Annotated in this window: 15 protein-coding genes and 1 pseudogene; 6 read left to right on the top strand and 10 right to left on the bottom strand. The window is 60.6% G+C overall.

From position 1 onward, the window contains the following. Positions 1 to 53 precede the first annotated feature (53 nt). The 5 genes from B9Z52_RS10005 to hemC are packed head-to-tail and all read right to left on the bottom strand — an operon-like array spanning position 54 to position 5,668. The gene (locus B9Z52_RS10005) at positions 54 to 1,583 is read right to left on the bottom strand and encodes an FAD/NAD(P)-binding protein (protein ID WP_108413703.1); all 1,530 of its coding nucleotides are present in this window, start codon (positions 1,581 to 1,583) and stop codon (positions 54 to 56) included. Between the two features lie 17 nt (positions 1,584 to 1,600). After that, positions 1,601 to 2,896 (bottom strand): heme biosynthesis protein HemY, encoded by a 1,296-nt coding sequence (locus B9Z52_RS10000; RefSeq protein ID WP_108413702.1) that lies wholly within the window; start codon positions 2,894 to 2,896, stop codon positions 1,601 to 1,603. Positions 2,897 to 2,902: 6 nt separating this feature from the next. Then, positions 2,903 to 3,943 carry a uroporphyrinogen-III C-methyltransferase gene (locus B9Z52_RS09995; protein WP_108413701.1) on the bottom strand — a complete coding sequence of 347 codons (1,041 nt, stop codon included), beginning with the start codon at positions 3,941 to 3,943 and terminating at the stop codon, positions 2,903 to 2,905. Then, positions 3,940 to 4,731 carry a uroporphyrinogen-III synthase gene (locus B9Z52_RS09990; RefSeq protein ID WP_369907885.1) on the bottom strand — a complete coding sequence of 264 codons (792 nt, stop codon included), beginning with the start codon at positions 4,729 to 4,731 and terminating at the stop codon, positions 3,940 to 3,942. The genes B9Z52_RS09995 and B9Z52_RS09990 overlap by 4 nt, the downstream gene beginning before the upstream one ends. A gap of 19 nt (positions 4,732 to 4,750) precedes the next feature. Then, a complete protein-coding gene (hemC, locus tag B9Z52_RS09985; protein WP_108413700.1) occupies positions 4,751 to 5,668 on the bottom strand; it encodes a hydroxymethylbilane synthase in 918 nt (305 codons plus the stop codon). Between the two features lie 141 nt (positions 5,669 to 5,809). On the opposite strand from hemC, the gene ppc reads away from it, so the two are divergent. Then, positions 5,810 to 8,665 carry a phosphoenolpyruvate carboxylase gene (gene ppc, locus B9Z52_RS09980; RefSeq protein ID WP_233251916.1) on the top strand — a complete coding sequence of 952 codons (2,856 nt, stop codon included), beginning with the start codon at positions 5,810 to 5,812 and terminating at the stop codon, positions 8,663 to 8,665. A gap of 9 nt (positions 8,666 to 8,674) precedes the next feature. Here ppc and B9Z52_RS09975 read toward each other — a convergent pair whose 3' ends face one another. Beyond that, positions 8,675 to 9,031, bottom strand: a complete 357-nt coding sequence (locus tag B9Z52_RS09975) for a nuclear transport factor 2 family protein (RefSeq protein WP_108413699.1) — start codon at positions 9,029 to 9,031, stop codon at positions 8,675 to 8,677. Positions 9,032 to 9,115: 84 nt separating this feature from the next. Next, positions 9,116 to 9,445 (bottom strand): DHCW motif cupin fold protein, encoded by a 330-nt coding sequence (locus B9Z52_RS09970; protein ID WP_108413848.1) that lies wholly within the window; start codon positions 9,443 to 9,445, stop codon positions 9,116 to 9,118. Between the two features lie 120 nt (positions 9,446 to 9,565). Here B9Z52_RS09970 and B9Z52_RS17875 point away from each other — a divergent pair. The 3 genes and pseudogenes from B9Z52_RS17875 to argH form a co-directional block, all read left to right on the top strand. Beyond that, positions 9,566 to 9,703 (top strand): annotated as a pseudogene (locus B9Z52_RS17875) (phosphoenolpyruvate carboxylase); the annotation flags it as partial. 41 nt (positions 9,704 to 9,744) lie between these two features. Next, a complete protein-coding gene (locus B9Z52_RS09960; RefSeq protein WP_108413697.1) occupies positions 9,745 to 10,416 on the top strand; it encodes a DUF1345 domain-containing protein in 672 nt (223 codons plus the stop codon). A gap of 43 nt (positions 10,417 to 10,459) precedes the next feature. Further along, positions 10,460 to 11,908 (top strand): argininosuccinate lyase, encoded by a 1,449-nt coding sequence (gene argH / locus B9Z52_RS09955; protein ID WP_108413696.1) that lies wholly within the window; start codon positions 10,460 to 10,462, stop codon positions 11,906 to 11,908. A 39-nt stretch (positions 11,909 to 11,947) separates the two neighbouring features. Here argH and B9Z52_RS09950 read toward each other — a convergent pair whose 3' ends face one another. Genes B9Z52_RS09950 through B9Z52_RS09940 form a run of 3 tightly spaced genes read right to left on the bottom strand, consistent with a single transcriptional unit; the run spans position 11,948 to position 13,603 of the window. Then, positions 11,948 to 12,379, bottom strand: coding sequence for a hypothetical protein (locus B9Z52_RS09950; protein ID WP_108413695.1), 432 nt, complete (start codon positions 12,377 to 12,379; stop codon positions 11,948 to 11,950). A gap of 31 nt (positions 12,380 to 12,410) precedes the next feature. Then, positions 12,411 to 12,944, bottom strand: coding sequence for a DUF2867 domain-containing protein (locus B9Z52_RS09945; RefSeq protein WP_233251924.1), 534 nt, complete (start codon positions 12,942 to 12,944; stop codon positions 12,411 to 12,413). Positions 12,945 to 12,949: 5 nt separating this feature from the next. After that, positions 12,950 to 13,603: a hypothetical protein gene (locus B9Z52_RS09940; protein ID WP_108413693.1), complete on the bottom strand. Its 654-nt coding sequence runs from the start codon at positions 13,601 to 13,603 to the stop codon at positions 12,950 to 12,952. 180 nt (positions 13,604 to 13,783) lie between these two features. Here B9Z52_RS09940 and B9Z52_RS09935 point away from each other — a divergent pair, with 180 nt between their 5' ends. Both B9Z52_RS09935 and B9Z52_RS09930 read left to right on the top strand, forming a co-directional pair. After that, on the top strand, positions 13,784 to 14,269 hold the full coding sequence (locus B9Z52_RS09935; protein ID WP_108413692.1) for a bacteriohemerythrin: 486 nt from the start codon (positions 13,784 to 13,786) through the stop codon (positions 14,267 to 14,269). A 187-nt stretch (positions 14,270 to 14,456) separates the two neighbouring features. Further along, positions 14,457 to 15,611 carry an alpha-hydroxy acid oxidase gene (locus B9Z52_RS09930; protein ID WP_108413691.1) on the top strand — a complete coding sequence of 385 codons (1,155 nt, stop codon included), beginning with the start codon at positions 14,457 to 14,459 and terminating at the stop codon, positions 15,609 to 15,611. Positions 15,612 to 15,663 lie beyond the last annotated feature (52 nt).

Below are 15,663 nucleotides of genomic sequence, written 5' to 3'. Positions count from 1 at the left end.
TTGAATCCCGGATCCAACCCGGGACGACAACCGAACCCCAGGGTTCGGTTTTTTTATGCCCGCTTCAGAAACCTCAGCACATCTGGGATGGTGCGCGCCACGTGGCCACCAATGAACATGGCCCCGACAGGATCTCCAAACGTACCCAAGGTGGCCGGACCAAGCACACGCAAATCCGGTTGCGATTGACCGGCGACATTGACTGCGCAACACTGGGCATCCACAGCCAGCCCCATGCGGCAATCGTCCAAGCGCGTCAAACCATGTGACGACAGGGCTTGGACCAAAGGATTCTGTTTCAAGCCAGCCGCAGTATCAAGGCCGGTACAGTTGATCACGACATCAAACACCTCGGCGCCAAGCTGCCGCACGCCATTGACTTTGCGCGACACGCTGAGCTGCAAGCCCGGCCCCGATGTGAGATAGGCCACCGCGTCCACCCGCCCCGTCCAGAACTGCAAACGTCCGGCAGCAACAGCGGCTTGAACTGCGACATCGGTTTGAGGAACCGTGCGGAAGCGGTGCACGTCATACCAAACGCGCAAACGCTGGAAAAAACGCTTTTTCTGGGCCACAGGCAACTGGGGCCACAACTGCCATAAACAATCGCGCAATTCATCAAACGGAACCGTCCAGCCCACCCCCTCAGCCTGCAGCTGCCGAATGCGCTGGCGAAGTGCCCTCAACCAGACACGCACAGAAGGCGAAGCGCCTGCAGACTGCAAGAAATCAGGGACAGGGTTGGCCAATCGATCCATCAACACCCCACCAGGCAATTGCTCCAGCACGCTGGGCAAATGGATTTGTGACAACACTGGCAATACTGGCCCCTGAGGTTTGGGCATCAGCCCGCGCCGCGAAATCACCACCAAGGGGCCTGCGTGCCCCTGCCCCAACAAAGTTGCCAAGACATCACGCGCCGTCAAACCACCGCCCAATACCAGCACCCGTGCATGCTTCGGTATAGCCCGCAAACGCGAGGTATCCAAACCGTTTTCGATCACCGCAGGGTGGTTGCTCCCATCGGTTGCAAAAGGCGCAGGCAAACGCAAAGGTGGGTTGCCGGTCGCCAACAACAACATATCGGCCTGCAAAGCCTGGCCACCACGGGTTGTGACGTGCCAGCCATTGGCCGTGCGCTGAGCATCCAGCGCCTCATCTTGGCAATGCGTGATCTGGCAACCGTTGACCGCTCCCCGTGCGTGGGCTTGCAGCGTTTCGGCCAAATAACGGGCAAAGTCAGACCGGCGCATATAACGTGCACCATCGGAATGCAGGGCTTGCAGATCCTGCAGGTTCAAGCCTTGCGCTTGGCACCAACGCGTGAAATGCCAGGCGTCTTGTGGAATGGCCGTGTGCACATACGTTGGCGCGTTCAAGCGGTGATCGGGGTCTGTTGTGGAATAAGCCAGACCTTGGCCCAACTGAGCGCGCGGCTCCACAATGATGATGTCCAAAGCCTGATCACTTTGACGCACCAATTGCACAGCCAAGCAAACGCCGGTATACCCACCCCCCACAATGACCACCCGAGGCTTGGCACAACGGTTCATCAGCGGCTTGTATTCAGTAGACACGAACATGCGAAATCCCGTATCACTCAGCCACCAACCAAAGCGGCCTGCTGCCAGGCATGTGCGGCAGCGGCGACGTCTTCGCGTTGCTCGGCCAATTCGGCCAGTGCCAACCAAGTGCCACGCCGCAGTTCGGGCTCTTGCAGGCCTTTGGCGGCTTGTGACAACAAAGCCTGCGCTTTGCCCCACAAACGTTGGCGCAAACAGACCATGCCGGCCAAATACTGCCAACGCGGATCGCGTGGTTGGGCTTGTTGCAAGCCCTCCACGCGCGCCAAGCCCTGGCGGGCATCGGGCGCCTGCGGATCGGGCTGGCTGCGTTCCAGCGCTTGCACAACGCGCAGCATTTGCAAAGGCGACCACTGCGCCGAGGCGCCGCCTTGCAAAGGCACCCACAAAGGCTCCAGCCACAAACGGGCGGTGACAGTGGCACCGCCCAAGGCCATGAAACGCAAAGCCACTTCAGCGGCCACATCGGGCATCTTTCGCTGAGCGGGACTGAGTTTTTGCCAGAGCTTTTGCACACCATCGGCATCGCGCACCTGCGTGAGCCATTCCAAAATCAAGCCACGCACCAGACTCTCTGCCGCCAAGGGTGTGAAGGCCCGGTGTTTGGCCAGCAACACGGCGGTATCGAGCGCCTGCGCGGTTTGCCCGGCCAGGCGTGAAGCCTTGAGCAGCAAACGCATGGCCACCATGCGGCGGCCCACCGCAGGCGGCAACTCCTTGAGGCGCTCCAGACTGGCATCGGCATCGCGGTCGTCCAGCAACCAACGCGCCGCACGCAACTGCACGCCCTCGGTCAAGGTCTGGCGCTCGGCATTCGGTGCCATCTGGGCTTGCACCGCAGCCTGCGCCAAGTGGTGTTGGCGCAGCGTCTGGTCTTGCAAAGCATGTGCTGACTCCGCGGCCATGATGTGTGCGACCGTGCGCAAAGACACCGCATGGTCCAGCGTCAAACCGGCCGCCTGCATCAGGTCTTCTTTTTCCAGTGCGATTTGCGCCGACTTGCGGGCCCGCAAAAAACGACCGGCCATGAAGTGGCTGATGGCGTCCAGCAAAGCCGCATGGGCGGCACGCTCTTTTTGCTGCAAACGCCAGCGCTGTGCCTGTTTGGGCAGGGCAAACAAGGCAGCCAAGGCCTGCTGCGCCAGCACCACCAGCAACACCACCGAGACGAAGATCAAGAGCACCAGGTTGAGCGACATGTCCACCCGGTAAGGCGACAGGAACAAGGTCACCGTTCCCTGATTATTCCCAGCCAACCATGCACCCGCCGCTGCCAGCGCAAACAAACTGAGGAGCCAAAGAGCTGCACGCATGGGGACTTACCTTCCTGCCGCAGCGGTGGACAAAGCGTTCAGCGAAGCTTCCAGGTGAGGCATCTCACTGGCTTTCATTTGCAAACCCGCTTGCTCCAGCAATTGCAGCATCTGCGTGGTTTTGCGCGAAGACGCATCGGCATAGCGGCGCACCATGACCGCCGCTGAGCCCAGGTCGTTGCGTGCCGCGTCTTTTTGGCGGGCCAGCAAACCCAGACGGGCATTGAGAAATTTCAGTTTCAAATTCTCACGCAGGAAGAACCCTTGCTCCGGTGACAGCAAGGCCGCCTCTGGCGAATCGATGCGGCTGACACGCACCAAGCCGCGCAGCTGCTCACCAAAGCGGATCAAACCGGCCATCCACCAAGACGGCGCTGGCTGCGCACCGCCGACACTGGCAGGTCCAGGCACCGCCGAATTGGCGGCCTGGTTCTGGTTGGCCAACACCAAACCATCGACCAGGGCCACACCCTCATCGAGCTTGATGAGCAAACCAGGCAAGTCAAAAACCGGTGCGGCATTCAGGCGATCTAAATCTTTTTCCAGTGCCCGCTGCACGGGTGCCAGGCGGGGCTGGGCCGCACGGTGCACACGCTGCTGCGCGGATTTGAGGGCGGCCAGCAAAGGCTCCACACTGCCTGTGAGCTGGGCTTGCTGTTGGGCCATGCGCAAAGCGGCCTCGATGTCCACCACCAGGTTTTCATCGCGCGAGCGCGAGAGGCTTTGCATCAGCTCTTCCAGTTGGCTGCGTTGCAGCGCCACTTCGCCCAAACGGGCCTCGACCAAACCCAAACGGGCCGCACTGTCCTTCACAGTGTCTTGCGCCTGCTTGGCCCAAGCTTTGGCTTCGAGCGATTGCTGACCGGCATCGGCACTTTGGCGCGCCAGTTGCTCCTGAATGTGCGCCAGTTTTTGCCACAGTGCCACCGACACCAGCAAAGCCACAGCGGCCATGCCCAGCGCCAGCCAGATCTTCCAGGGCCGCAGCGCTGGGGCCATGGGGATGGCGGATTCAGAAGTTGGGGCGTTTTCGGGCATGGAAGTCATGAAAGTGATTTTATAGACACGGCCTGGGCACTCAGTGTTGCAGGCACGAGTTCAACACGCCCCCAACCGGCTTGGCGCAAGCGCTCGGCAATGCGCGGATGGGTGGCCAAGGCGCGGGCTTGGGACAAGTCCAAGCGCGGGCAAGCCTGAATCAGGTGCAGCGCCGCTTCCGAACTGCTGAACAGCAACCAACTGCCATCGTGCATGGCCCGCTCAGCGCGCACTTGCTGTGCAGACGACAAAACCGGCGCACGCCGCACATAAGCCACCGCCTGCAATACCTGCAAGCCCGCAGCTTCGAGTTGCTGCGCCAGCCAATCGCGCCCGGCCAGCTGACCCTGCGCGTCGGCACCCCGCACGATCAGCACACGGGCCGGGCTTGGCGCCTGCGCGGCACGGACGCGTTCAGCGACCACTGTCCAAAGGGCTTCAGAGTCAAACTGGCTTGAATCGGCCGAGGGTGCATCGATCTGCTGCGCTGGCCAACCTGCCGCCAACAAGGCCGCCTGCGTACCTGGTCCTGTGGCCCAGGCGCGGCAGGCCAGCACATGCACACCCACCGGCTGAGCCGCCATGAAAAACCGCACGGCATTGGCGCTGACAAACATCACCGCCAGACACGCCTGCACTTGCTGCCAGGCAGCATGCAAAGGTGCCACGTCCTGCAGGGCTGAAATGTCAATCAGCGGGAAAGCCTCGGCCTGCACGCCTTCGGCCTGCAAGGCCTGCACCCAAGGCCCTGCCTCGCGCTCGGGGCGGGTGACCAGGACGATGGGCTGGGCCAGCACGTGTGCCTTGGTGCGCGCCTTAATGCGCGCCGCCCTGCTGCAGCGCCTGCGCCACGCGCAGGCCCAAGGCCTCGGCTGCGGTCAAATCGGTCGCGGTGATGTCCGAGGCCGCCATCACCAAGGTGGTGTCACCCTGCGGATCGCCCCAAGCGGCTTGCAGCTTGAGCGCACCGCCGTCCATGACCGCATGCGCCGCCAAAGGCATGGAGCAGCTGCCCCCCATGGCACGGCTGACCGCCCGCTCGGCGGCCACGCGTTGCCAGGTCACGCTGTCGGCCAACGGCGCCAGCAAAGCGCGCAAATCGGCGCGGTCACTGCGGATCTCGATGCCCAAGGCGCCTTGGCCTGCGGCAGGCAGCATCTCGGTGGTTTCAAAAATGTGGCGAATCCGGTCGGTCAAGCCCAAACGCTTGAGGCCAGCAGCGGCCAAGACAATGCCTGCGTATTGGCCCTCATCGAGCTTGCGCAAACGGGTGTCGAGGTTGCCGCGCAAAGGCTCGATCTTCAAATCGGGGCGCAAAGCGCGCAGCAGCACGGTACGGCGCAGGCTCGATGTGCCCACCACCGCGCCTTGCGGCAAGTCTTCCAAACGGGCATGCGTGGAAGACACCCAGGCGTCGCGGGGGTCTTCGCGCTCCATCACGCAGGCCAGCTCAAAGCCTTCGGGCATGTCCATGGGCACATCCTTGAGCGAATGCACCGCAATGTCAGCGCGGCCTTCCTGCAAGGCCACTTCCAGCTCCTTGACGAACAAACCTTTGCCGCCCACCTTGGACAGGCTGCGGTCCAGGATTTGGTCGCCCTGCGTGGTCATGCCCAGCAATTGCACGGTGCAGCCCAGACCTTCGAGCAAGGCTTTGACATGCTCGGCCTGCCACAGCGCCAGACGGCTTTCTCGGGTGGCAATGACGATGTGGGGTGCAGAAGTCGAAGGCACGTTGTATTTCTCTGAAGAAAGGCCTCATCTAGATGAAACCAGTTGGTAATTAATAAGGTCTTACCGATGCTAGCATGAGGCACAGCGCCACAAGCGCTGCACACACGCTTGCCGAACCACCCCTTCACCGCAGACCTTTCGATGAAACAGGCCTCCAAAGACACCGCAGCCGCACCCGCTAAAACCGCCGTGCGCGCCAGCAAAACCGACAAGCGCGACAGCGAGCGTCCCCTGGTCGAAGACATTCGCCTCTTGGGTCGCATTCTGGGTGACGTGATCCGCACGCAAGAAGGCCCCGAGGCCTATGAGTTGGTGGAACAAATCCGCAAGCTGTCGGTGGCCTTCCGCCGTGACGCCGACCACGAGGCCGACAAGGCGCTGAAAAAGCTGCTCAAAGGCTTGCCCGGCGACCGCGCCGTGAGCGTGATCCGCGCCTTCACTTACTTTTCGCACCTGGCCAACTTGGCCGAAGACCGCCACCACATCCGCCGCCGCGCTCTCCATGAACGCGCAGGCCACACGCAAGAGGGCAGCATCGACGTGGCGCTGCAACGCCTGCGTTGGGCGGGCATCACGCCCAAAAGCATCTCGGACATGCTCGCCACCAGCTATGTCTCGCCCGTACTCACTGCCCACCCCACCGAAGTGCAACGCAAGAGCATTCTGGACGCTGAGCGCGACATCGCCCACCTGCTGACCGAGCGCGACGCCATCAAAGCACGCGCCGCCGCCGTGAATGCGGCCAAAGACGCGTTGACGCCCAAAGAGCTGGCCGCCAACGAATGGCAAATGCGCGCCCGCGTGATGCAGCTGTGGCAAACCCGGCTGCTGCGCTTTACCAAGCTCACCGTGGCCGACGAGATTGAAAACGCGCTGAGCTATTACGAAGCCACATTCCTGCGCGAAATCCCCAAGCTCTACGCCGAGCTGGAACAAGCCCTGCCGGGCCAGCCGATTGCCAGCTTTTTGCGCATGGGCCAGTGGATCGGCGGCGACCGCGACGGCAACCCCAACGTGACCGCGCAAACCCTGGAACACGCCCTGACCCGCCAAAGCGACGTGGCCCTGCGCCACTACCTGACCGAGGTGCATTACCTGGGCAGCGAGCTGTCGCTGTCGGCCATGCTGGTGCCCTTTGGCCCCGAGATGCTGGCCCTGGCCGAGCGCTCACCCGACACCAACGAACACCGCCAAGACGAGCCCTACCGCCGCGCCCTGACCGGCATTTACGCCCGCCTGGCCGCCACGCTCAAAGGCCTGACCGGTGGTGACGCTGCCCGCCACGCTGTGGCCCCGCAAAACCCTTACACCAGCGCTCAAGAATTTCTGGCCGACCTGCGCGTGATCGAAGCGTCTTTGTGCAGCCACCATGCCGAAGCACTGGCGGCCCAACGCCTGCACCCGCTGATCCGTGCCGTGGAGGTGTTTGGCTTTCACCTGGCCACGGTGGACCTGCGCCAAAGCTCGGACAAACACGAAGAAGTGGTGGCCGAACTGCTGAGCGCTGCACGGGTGGAAAAAAATTACAGCCAGCTGGATGAGCACGCCAAACAAGCCCTGCTGCTGGGTCTGTTGAATGACGCTCGCCCATTGCGCGTGCCCGCAGCTGCTTACAGCGAGCACGCTGTGTCCGAATTGGCGATCTTTGAAACCGCCAAGCGAATGCTCGGCACATTTGGCAAGCAGTCAATCCGTCACTACATCATCAGCCACACCGAAACCGTGAGTGACTTGCTGGAGGTGCTGCTGCTGCAAAAAGAAGTGGGCCTGATGCGCGGCACGCTGGACGGTGAAGCGCACAACGACCTGATCGTGGTGCCACTGTTCGAGACCATCGAAGACCTGCGCAACGCCGCACCCATCATGCGCGACTTTTACGCCCTGCCCGGCGTGGCTGGCTTGATCCAGCGCTCGGGTGGCGAGCAGGACATCATGCTGGGCTACTCGGACAGCAACAAAGACGGCGGCATCTTCACCAGCAACTGGGAGCTCTACCGCGCCGAGATCGCGCTGGTCGAGCTGTTCGAAAAACTCGAACGCAGCCACGGCATCACCTTGCGCATGTTCCACGGCCGAGGCGGCACCGTAGGTCGGGGCGGCGGCCCCAGCTACCAGGCCATCTTGGCCCAGCCACCGGGCACCGTGCGCGGCCAAATCCGCCTGACCGAGCAAGGCGAAGTCATCGGTGCCAAATTCGCCAACCCCGAAATCGGCCGCCGCAATCTGGAAACTTTGGTCGCCGCGACTCTGGAGGCCACGCTGCTGCAACCGACCAAGCCCGCCACACGCGCGTTTTTGGACGCCGCCGCCGAATTGTCCGAAGCGAGCATGGACGCCTACCGAGGGCTGGTGTACGACACCCCCGGCTTCACCGATTACTTCTTTGGTGCCACGCCGCTGAAAGAACTGGCCCAGCTGAACATCGGTTCGCGCCCCGCCTCACGCAAGGCCTTGCAAAAAATCGAAGACCTGCGCGCCATTCCGTGGGGGTTCAGCTGGGGCCAGTGCCGTTTGACCTTGCCCGGCTGGCTGGGCTTTGGCTCGGCGGTGCAAGCCTATTTGGACAAGCCCGACGCGGCCGAGCGCAAGGCTGCGCTGGCCTTGCTGCAAAAAATGTACCGCCAGTGGCCGTTTTTCCGCACCCTGCTGTCCAACATGGACATGGTGCTGGCCAAAAGCGACCTGGCCCTGGCCTCGCGCTACGCCGAACTGGTCAGCGACAGCCGCCTGCGCAAAAAGATCTTCGCCGCGATCGAAGCCGAGTGGCACCGCACCGCCGACGCGCTGGCCCAGATCACGGGTGAGAAGAACCGCCTGGAAAGCAACCCCGCCCTGGCCCGCTCCATCCGCCACCGCTTCCCCTACATCGACCCACTGCACCACCTGCAGGTCGAGCTGATCCGCCGCTACCGCGAAGGCAAAGCCGATGAACGCGTGCAACGCGGCATCCACATCTCGATCAACGGGATCGCGGCGGGCTTGCGCAACACGGGTTGAGCATGAGATTCAGACACTGTAGTGTGCATCGGCTCGGATAACTTGATGGCCCGGGCCGAAATGGAAAACTTCAGCCACCATTCGACCGCGAGCACCCTCGTAGCAAAGCGTGATGGATTGAACGCCAAGCAAGGTCGCCTGCAGCTTGAACTTCAAATCCGGAACCAAAGCCAAGGCTTTAACCCAATAGGTCCTCACGGCGTTCTTGCCACGTAACCTTCCAGAAGGCTCATTCATCAACTGGATGATGGCGGGTGAATGCATTTCAAAGTCTTCGGCATAGTGCCCAAGAATTTTGTCCACGTCATGAGCATTCCATGCATCTAACCATTCTTTTGCAAAACGCTCTGCAAACTCTTTATCCATTTAATTGGTTTACCTTGCTACATCGTTTGAGTCATCAGCCGATAGACAACAAGCCTGATGAACTACTGTCTTTCTGATGCTGATTCAGTCGACGATAAACAGCTTGGCTCCTGTTTTTGTCGATGAGCGATGAGGTTCTGCTTGATCAGCAACTTGGTAAGAAACACCTGGCGTCAGTCGATACATGCGACCGTCCTGAAGTTCTGTGTCAAGTTCACCTTCAAGACACAGCAAAACATGACCTTTCTGGCACCAGTGGTCTGCGAGGTAGCCAGGCGTGTACTCCACCATTCGGACGCGCATTGAGCCGAAATGCTGGGTTCGCCAGTACGCTACACCTGACTCACCGGCGTGTTCTGTTGGCTCTATGTCCGCCCAATTTGTAGTTTGAAATGGGATATCCAGTATTTGCACATCTACACCTTTGTAGAAAAAAGACTTTCGAAAATAAACATTCAGGATCATTCATTATGAATTTATTTTTACTACTTTTTAAAAAATACTTCTGATTGCCGGTATTCGAGCTGTAATCAACCAAGCATCGACCCGCTGCACCACCTGCAAGTGGAGCTGATCCGCCGCTACCGCGAAGGCAAAGCCGATGAGCGCGTGCAGCGCGGTATCCACATCTCGATCAACGGGATCGCGGCGGGCTTGCGCAACACGGGTTGAACACAGGCGAACAGGGGGCGCTTTGGCCCTAACATGGCGGCATGAAACGCCCTTTGTTCACCATCCTCCGTCAAATCAAGGCCCGCATCCGCCTGGTCAGTGCCGCCCTGTTTGGTGTGGCACTGCACCTGGCGCTGCCGTCGGCATGGCCTACGCTGACCACCACCCGGGTCTTGCTGTGCTGGAACGCGGCGGTGGCGCTGTACCTGCTGATGGCCTTGTGGGTCATGCGGCAGTCCGGTGTGGAACACATGCGCCAGCGGGCTTACCGGCAGGACGAGGGGCAAAAAACCATTCTGTTGTTGACCATCGGGGCTGTGCTGGCCAGTCTGGTGGCCATCGTGGCCGAGCTGTCCTCCATCAAATCGCTCAGCGGCAGCGACAAGCTGCTGCACATTGGCCTGACCGCAGCCACTGTGGCCAGTTCGTGGGTGTTCATGCACCTGATGTTTGCCATGCACTACGCCCACGACTACTACCTGAGCGGGCGCCACGGGCGCGAACCCGGTCTGGCCTTCCCGCAGGAACCCATGCCGGATTACTGGGATTTTCTGTACTTTTCGGCCGTGATCGGCACCTCGGGCCAGACGGCGGACGTGTCTTTCACCTCCAAAGCCATGCGCCGCACCGGCCTGGTGCACTGCGTGCTGGCCTACTTCTACAACACCACGGTGCTGGCCCTGACCATCAACATTGCAGCCAGCCTGATGTGAACCCGGCGAGGGCTTGGCCCGCCGCCCGATAAAATCGGGGGCTATGACAAACCAACTCGACAAAAAATCCCAAGCCTGGTCCGCGCTCTTTTCTGAACCCATGAGCGAGTTGGTCAAGCGCTACACCGCCAGCGTGTTCTTTGACAAGCGCTTGTGGCAAGCCGACATCCAAGGCTCTTTGGCCCACGCCGACATGCTGGCCGCACAAAAAATCATCGGCGCGAGCGACCTGGCCGACATCCAGCGCGGCATGGCGCAGATCACGCAAGAAATCGAATCCGGTGCTTTTGAATGGAAGCTCGACCTGGAAGACGTGCACCTCAACATCGAGGCACGCCTGACCCAGCTGGTGGGCGATGCGGGCAAGCGCCTGCACACCGGCCGCAGCCGCAACGACCAAGTGGCTACCGACGTGCGCCTGTGGCTGCGCAGCGAGATGGACCTGATCATCGACTTGCTGGTCGACCTGCAAAAGTCGCTGGTCGATGTGGCCGAGCAAAACGTCGAAGTCATCCTACCGGGCTTCACCCACCTGCAAGTGGCCCAACCCGTGAGCTTTGCGCACCACCTGCTGGCCTATGTGGAAATGTTTGCCCGCGACGCCGAACGCATGAGCGACGTGCGCCGCCGCACCAACCGCCTGCCGCTGGGCAGCGCCGCCTTGGCCGGCACCACCTACCCGCTGGACCGTGAACGCGTGGCTCGCACCCTGGGCATGGTCGACGAAGCAGGCAACCCACAAGTCTGCCAAAACAGCCTAGACGGCGTGAGCGACCGCGACTTTGCGATCGAATTCACCGCAGCGGCCAGCCTCTGCATGGTGCACATCAGCCGCTTCTCAGAAGAGCTGATTTTGTGGATGAGCCAGAACTTCGGCTTTGTGCGCATTGCCGACCGCTTCACAACCGGCAGTTCCATCATGCCGCAGAAGAAAAACCCCGACGTGCCCGAGCTGGCACGCGGCAAAACCGGCCGCGTGGTCGGCCACCTGATGGGCTTGATCACCCTCATGAAAGGCCAGCCCCTGGCCTACAACAAGGACAACCAGGAAGACAAAGAGCCGCTGTTTGACACGGTGGACACGCTCAAGGACACCTTGCGCATCTTCAGCGAAATGGTCGGCGGTCAGCTCAACCCGGCCACGGGCCAAAAGGAAGGTGGCATCACAGTGAATGCCGCGGCGATGGAAGCGGCCGTGAAAAAAGGCTACGCCACCGCCACGGACTTGGCCGACTATTTGGTCAAAAAGGGCCTGCCCTTCCGCGACGCGCACGAGGTGGTGGCCCATGCCGTCAAGACCGCGCAAGGCTTGGGCGTGGACCTGTCCGAACTCTCGCTGGAAACCCTGCAAAAGTTCGACAGCCGCATCGAAGCCGATGTGTTCGGCCCGCTCAGCCTGCAAGGCTCGCTGAATGCCCGCAACACCTTGGGCGGCACAGCGCCTGCGCAAGTGCGACTGCAGATCGCGCGGCACCGAGGCCGCTGGGCCTGATGCACACGGGTCGGGCCTCTGCGGTCCGACCTTCAGCTGCTAAATCAACAAGCTCACGCCGAGCCCCAGGGCAAGCAAGATCGCCACCAAGACCACAGCACCCCATTTGTGCTGCTGATGGTCCAGCGCTTTAAATTTGGCCCAGTCCCCTGATTCAGCAGCTTGAGCACGCCGAAAGACCAAACCGACACAATAGATGTTGGCCGCAATGGCCACCACGCCGAACAGAATTTTGGTTTGCAAAGTTGAACTCCAAGCCGCTTGGCTCAGCAAAAGACCACCGCTGATCAAAACACCCGTGAATGCCGGGATCTCGATCCAAAAATCCACACGTTTGTGCAGGCCAACCAATAACCGCTCTTGTTCGCGACCTTGCCCCAACAACGCCCGTTCAAACAATGCTTCGGTGAGCACGCAACCAAGCCAGACACCGACGAACACCAAGTGCACGAACAGAACTGTGGCTTTCATAAAAACTCCATTCTGACAAAGACGCGACCCATCACAGTCGGCCTTCGCTCGACGCGCGTTGCACCATCAACGGCGCAATGAAGCGATGAAATGGCTTCACGACAAACATGTAAATACGGCCCAAGGTGTTGTGAATTTCAACCGCTGTGGAGATGGTGATGTACGTCCGACCGCCAGACGCCGTCTTCAAACATGAAATACGAAAATTCAGGTGTTTGTCGTCATCGCCGACGATCACTTCGTTTGGTGACACTGTCTGCACAGTGAACGCGCCCACTCTCACACCAAGCTGAAGTACAGGGACCACATCGGCACTGTGTTTCGTCGTGTCAAACGGATGGGTCAGACCGAGCAAGACCGCGATATGGCCACGCAGACACATCAGCCAGCGCACCCAAACGGGCTCCACACCAAATACAGCCCAATAAGCAGCAGACGCATCCAATTGAGGTTTGCTGAGGTGAACCTCATAGGCATCGGCAAAATCCATCCGCTTGAGTGAAGTCGAAATATTGCTGCACGCAGGGACAGCAACAAGCCTTACCCCAGCATCACGGTTGAACATCTTGATCACCCCCACTCCCGTCCCAACCTTGGCTCTGACACGCCTTTTTGCAGGCGAATCACCGGCACGGCCATGCTGATGACGCGGGGCTTTTCGTCTTTGAGCAGCACCACATTCAGGAACAAAGTGCCCAACCCCTTTTCAGTCTTGAAGAAGCCCCAGCGTCGTTTGGGCGCGATGGCGGCCAGCAGGGTCTGCTCGTCCCATTCATCGATCAGCGGCAGGTAGCTGTAGGCTTGCTCGCGGTGGCGCAGCATCACATGGGTGTAGCTGTAACCGGGGACAGGCTGCCCGTCGGTGCCGATGGGGCGGAACTTGATTTCGTAGTCCCCTGTGGCAGTGTTGCCATGGGCATAACGACCCGCGCGCAGGCCTTTGGCGAACTTGAAGTTGGGCCTGCCAATCACCAGCGGCGAATCCATCAGGTTGCGCAACTCGATGTTGAGCACATTGGGGTAGTTCTTGTGCCCGGTGCCCAGCGAGTAAGTCAAGTGAACTGAAAACTCGGGGATTTTCTTTTTTTGCCCGCCCAGCACAAACGCCGAAATCAACAGCCCTGAGCCCGCGGTGATGAAGTCCCAAAGACCTTGGTCTTTGGCCCATTTGATCCAGGTCAGGGGCATCTGAATCACGGTCCATGCGTCATCAATGAATGTCATGGTGTATTTTAGTGCTCACAAAGCATTCACCGCCTCCCGACACGAACACCCAACACACGCGCCCAACGCCTGCGAACTGGCCGGTCTCGCTACAACTGAGGAACATAGAAGACCAAGGCCTGTCCACTGGAAGCTGCCAATCCGCGATAATTCGCCAAGTCTTTCCACAGCCAATCCACCATGACCACTGCCGCCCCCACCCTGATGCCCTGGACCGAATCGCTCACCACCGGCGATACCCGCATGGACGAGACACACCAAGAATTCGTGGACATGATCAACAAGATCCTGGCCACGCCCGAGGACGAGCAGCTGCCAATCTACAAAGAGTTCCTGAACCACACGGTGGAGCATTTCGCACAAGAAGAACGCTGGATGCTGGCCACTGGTTTTTCGGCCGACAACTGCCATGCCGAGCACCACGCCACCATTTTGGAAACCATGCGTGTGGTCGAAGCCCATTACCTGGACAGCGACCCCACCATCATCACCCGCATGGCCGAAGCCCTGGCAGAGTGGTTTCCGGGTCACGCCAACAGTATGGATGCGGGCTTGGCTGTGCACCTGAAGTCGGTGGGTTTTGACAGCGTGACCGAAACCTTGGCCGACCCGTCGGCCATCAAGAACGTGACCATGTCGGGCTGCGGCAGCGTCAGCTGCAGCTGAGCGAGACCCGCCAAGTGCCTCTCAGCGCGATCAGGCGCTGGGTGCCCAATACCATCGCGCACGAGGTGCGGCTCCCACACGGCAAGAAATTTCAAAGCGACTGTCCCAAGTTTCACAGCCCTCAAGCTGCTGGGCGGCTAGGATGCCTGTTGATTTGAACAACTGACATCCTTTCGGAGACTGCCCCATGCCCGTGATCACCAACATCGAAGACCTGCGCGTTCTGGCCGAAAAGCGCGTGCCGCGCATGTTCTACGACTACGCCGACAGCGGCTCCTGGACCGAGGGCACCTACCGCGCCAACGAAACGGACTTCCACAAGATCAAGTTGCGCCAGCGCGTGGCGGTGAACATGGAAAACCGCACCACGGCCACCAAGATGGTCGGCATTGACACCAAGATGCCCGTTTGCATCGCCCCCGTGGGCCTGACCGGCATGCAGCATGCCGACGGCGAAATGCACGCCGCCATGGCCGCCAAGAAGTTCGGCATCCCCTTCACCCTGTCGACCATGAGCATTTGCTCCATCGAAGACATCGCGGCCCACACACAAGCGCCGTTTTGGTTTCAGCTGTACATGATGCGCGACCGCGAGGCCATGGTCCGCATGATCGACCGCTGCAAAGCCGCCAACGTGAGCGCCCTGGTGCTCACGCTCGATTTGCAGGTGATTGGCCAGCGCCACAAAGACCTCAAAAACGGCCTGACCGCGCCCCCCCGCCCCACGATTGCCAACATCATCAACCTGATGACCAAGCCGCGCTGGTGTTTGGGCATGGCTGGCACCAAACGCCACAGCTTTGGCAACCTGGTCGGCCACGTGAAATCTGTCACCAACATGAAGTCGCTGGCCTCGTGGACCAACGAACAGTTTGACCCGACCCTGAACTGGGACGACATCGCCTGGGTCAAGAAGCAATGGGGCGGCAAGCTGATCTTGAAGGGCATCATGGACGTGGAAGACGCCAAACTGGCGGTGGCCAGCGGGGCCGATGCCATCGTGGTCAGCAACCACGGCGGCCGCCAGCTCGACGGCGCGCCCAGCAGCATCGAGGCCCTGCCATCAATAGTGGCGGCCGTGGGCGACCAAATCGAGGTCTGGATGGACGGTGGCATCCGCAGCGGCCAAGACGTGCTCAAGGCTTGGGCCTTGGGTGCCAAAGGCGTCATGATCGGCCGCGCCATGGTCTATGGCCTGGGCGCCATGGGCGAAGAAGGCGTGACCAAGGCCCTGCAAATCATCCACAAAGAGCTGGACGTGACCATGGCCTTTTGCGGCCACACCAACATCCAGAATGTGGGCAACAACATCTTGCTGCCCGGCACTTTTCCGACGGCTTAAAAACCTCGCTGGGGCCCCTTACGCAAGGTGAGAGGCCTGGCCCTGGCGCTAT

This window comes from Limnohabitans sp. Jir72 (assembly GCF_003063575.1).
GTDB lineage: Bacteria > Pseudomonadota > Gammaproteobacteria > Burkholderiales > Burkholderiaceae_C > Limnohabitans_A.
The sequence above is the reverse complement of the archived record's forward strand: the minus strand, read 5'-3'. Positions and strand labels throughout refer to the sequence as shown.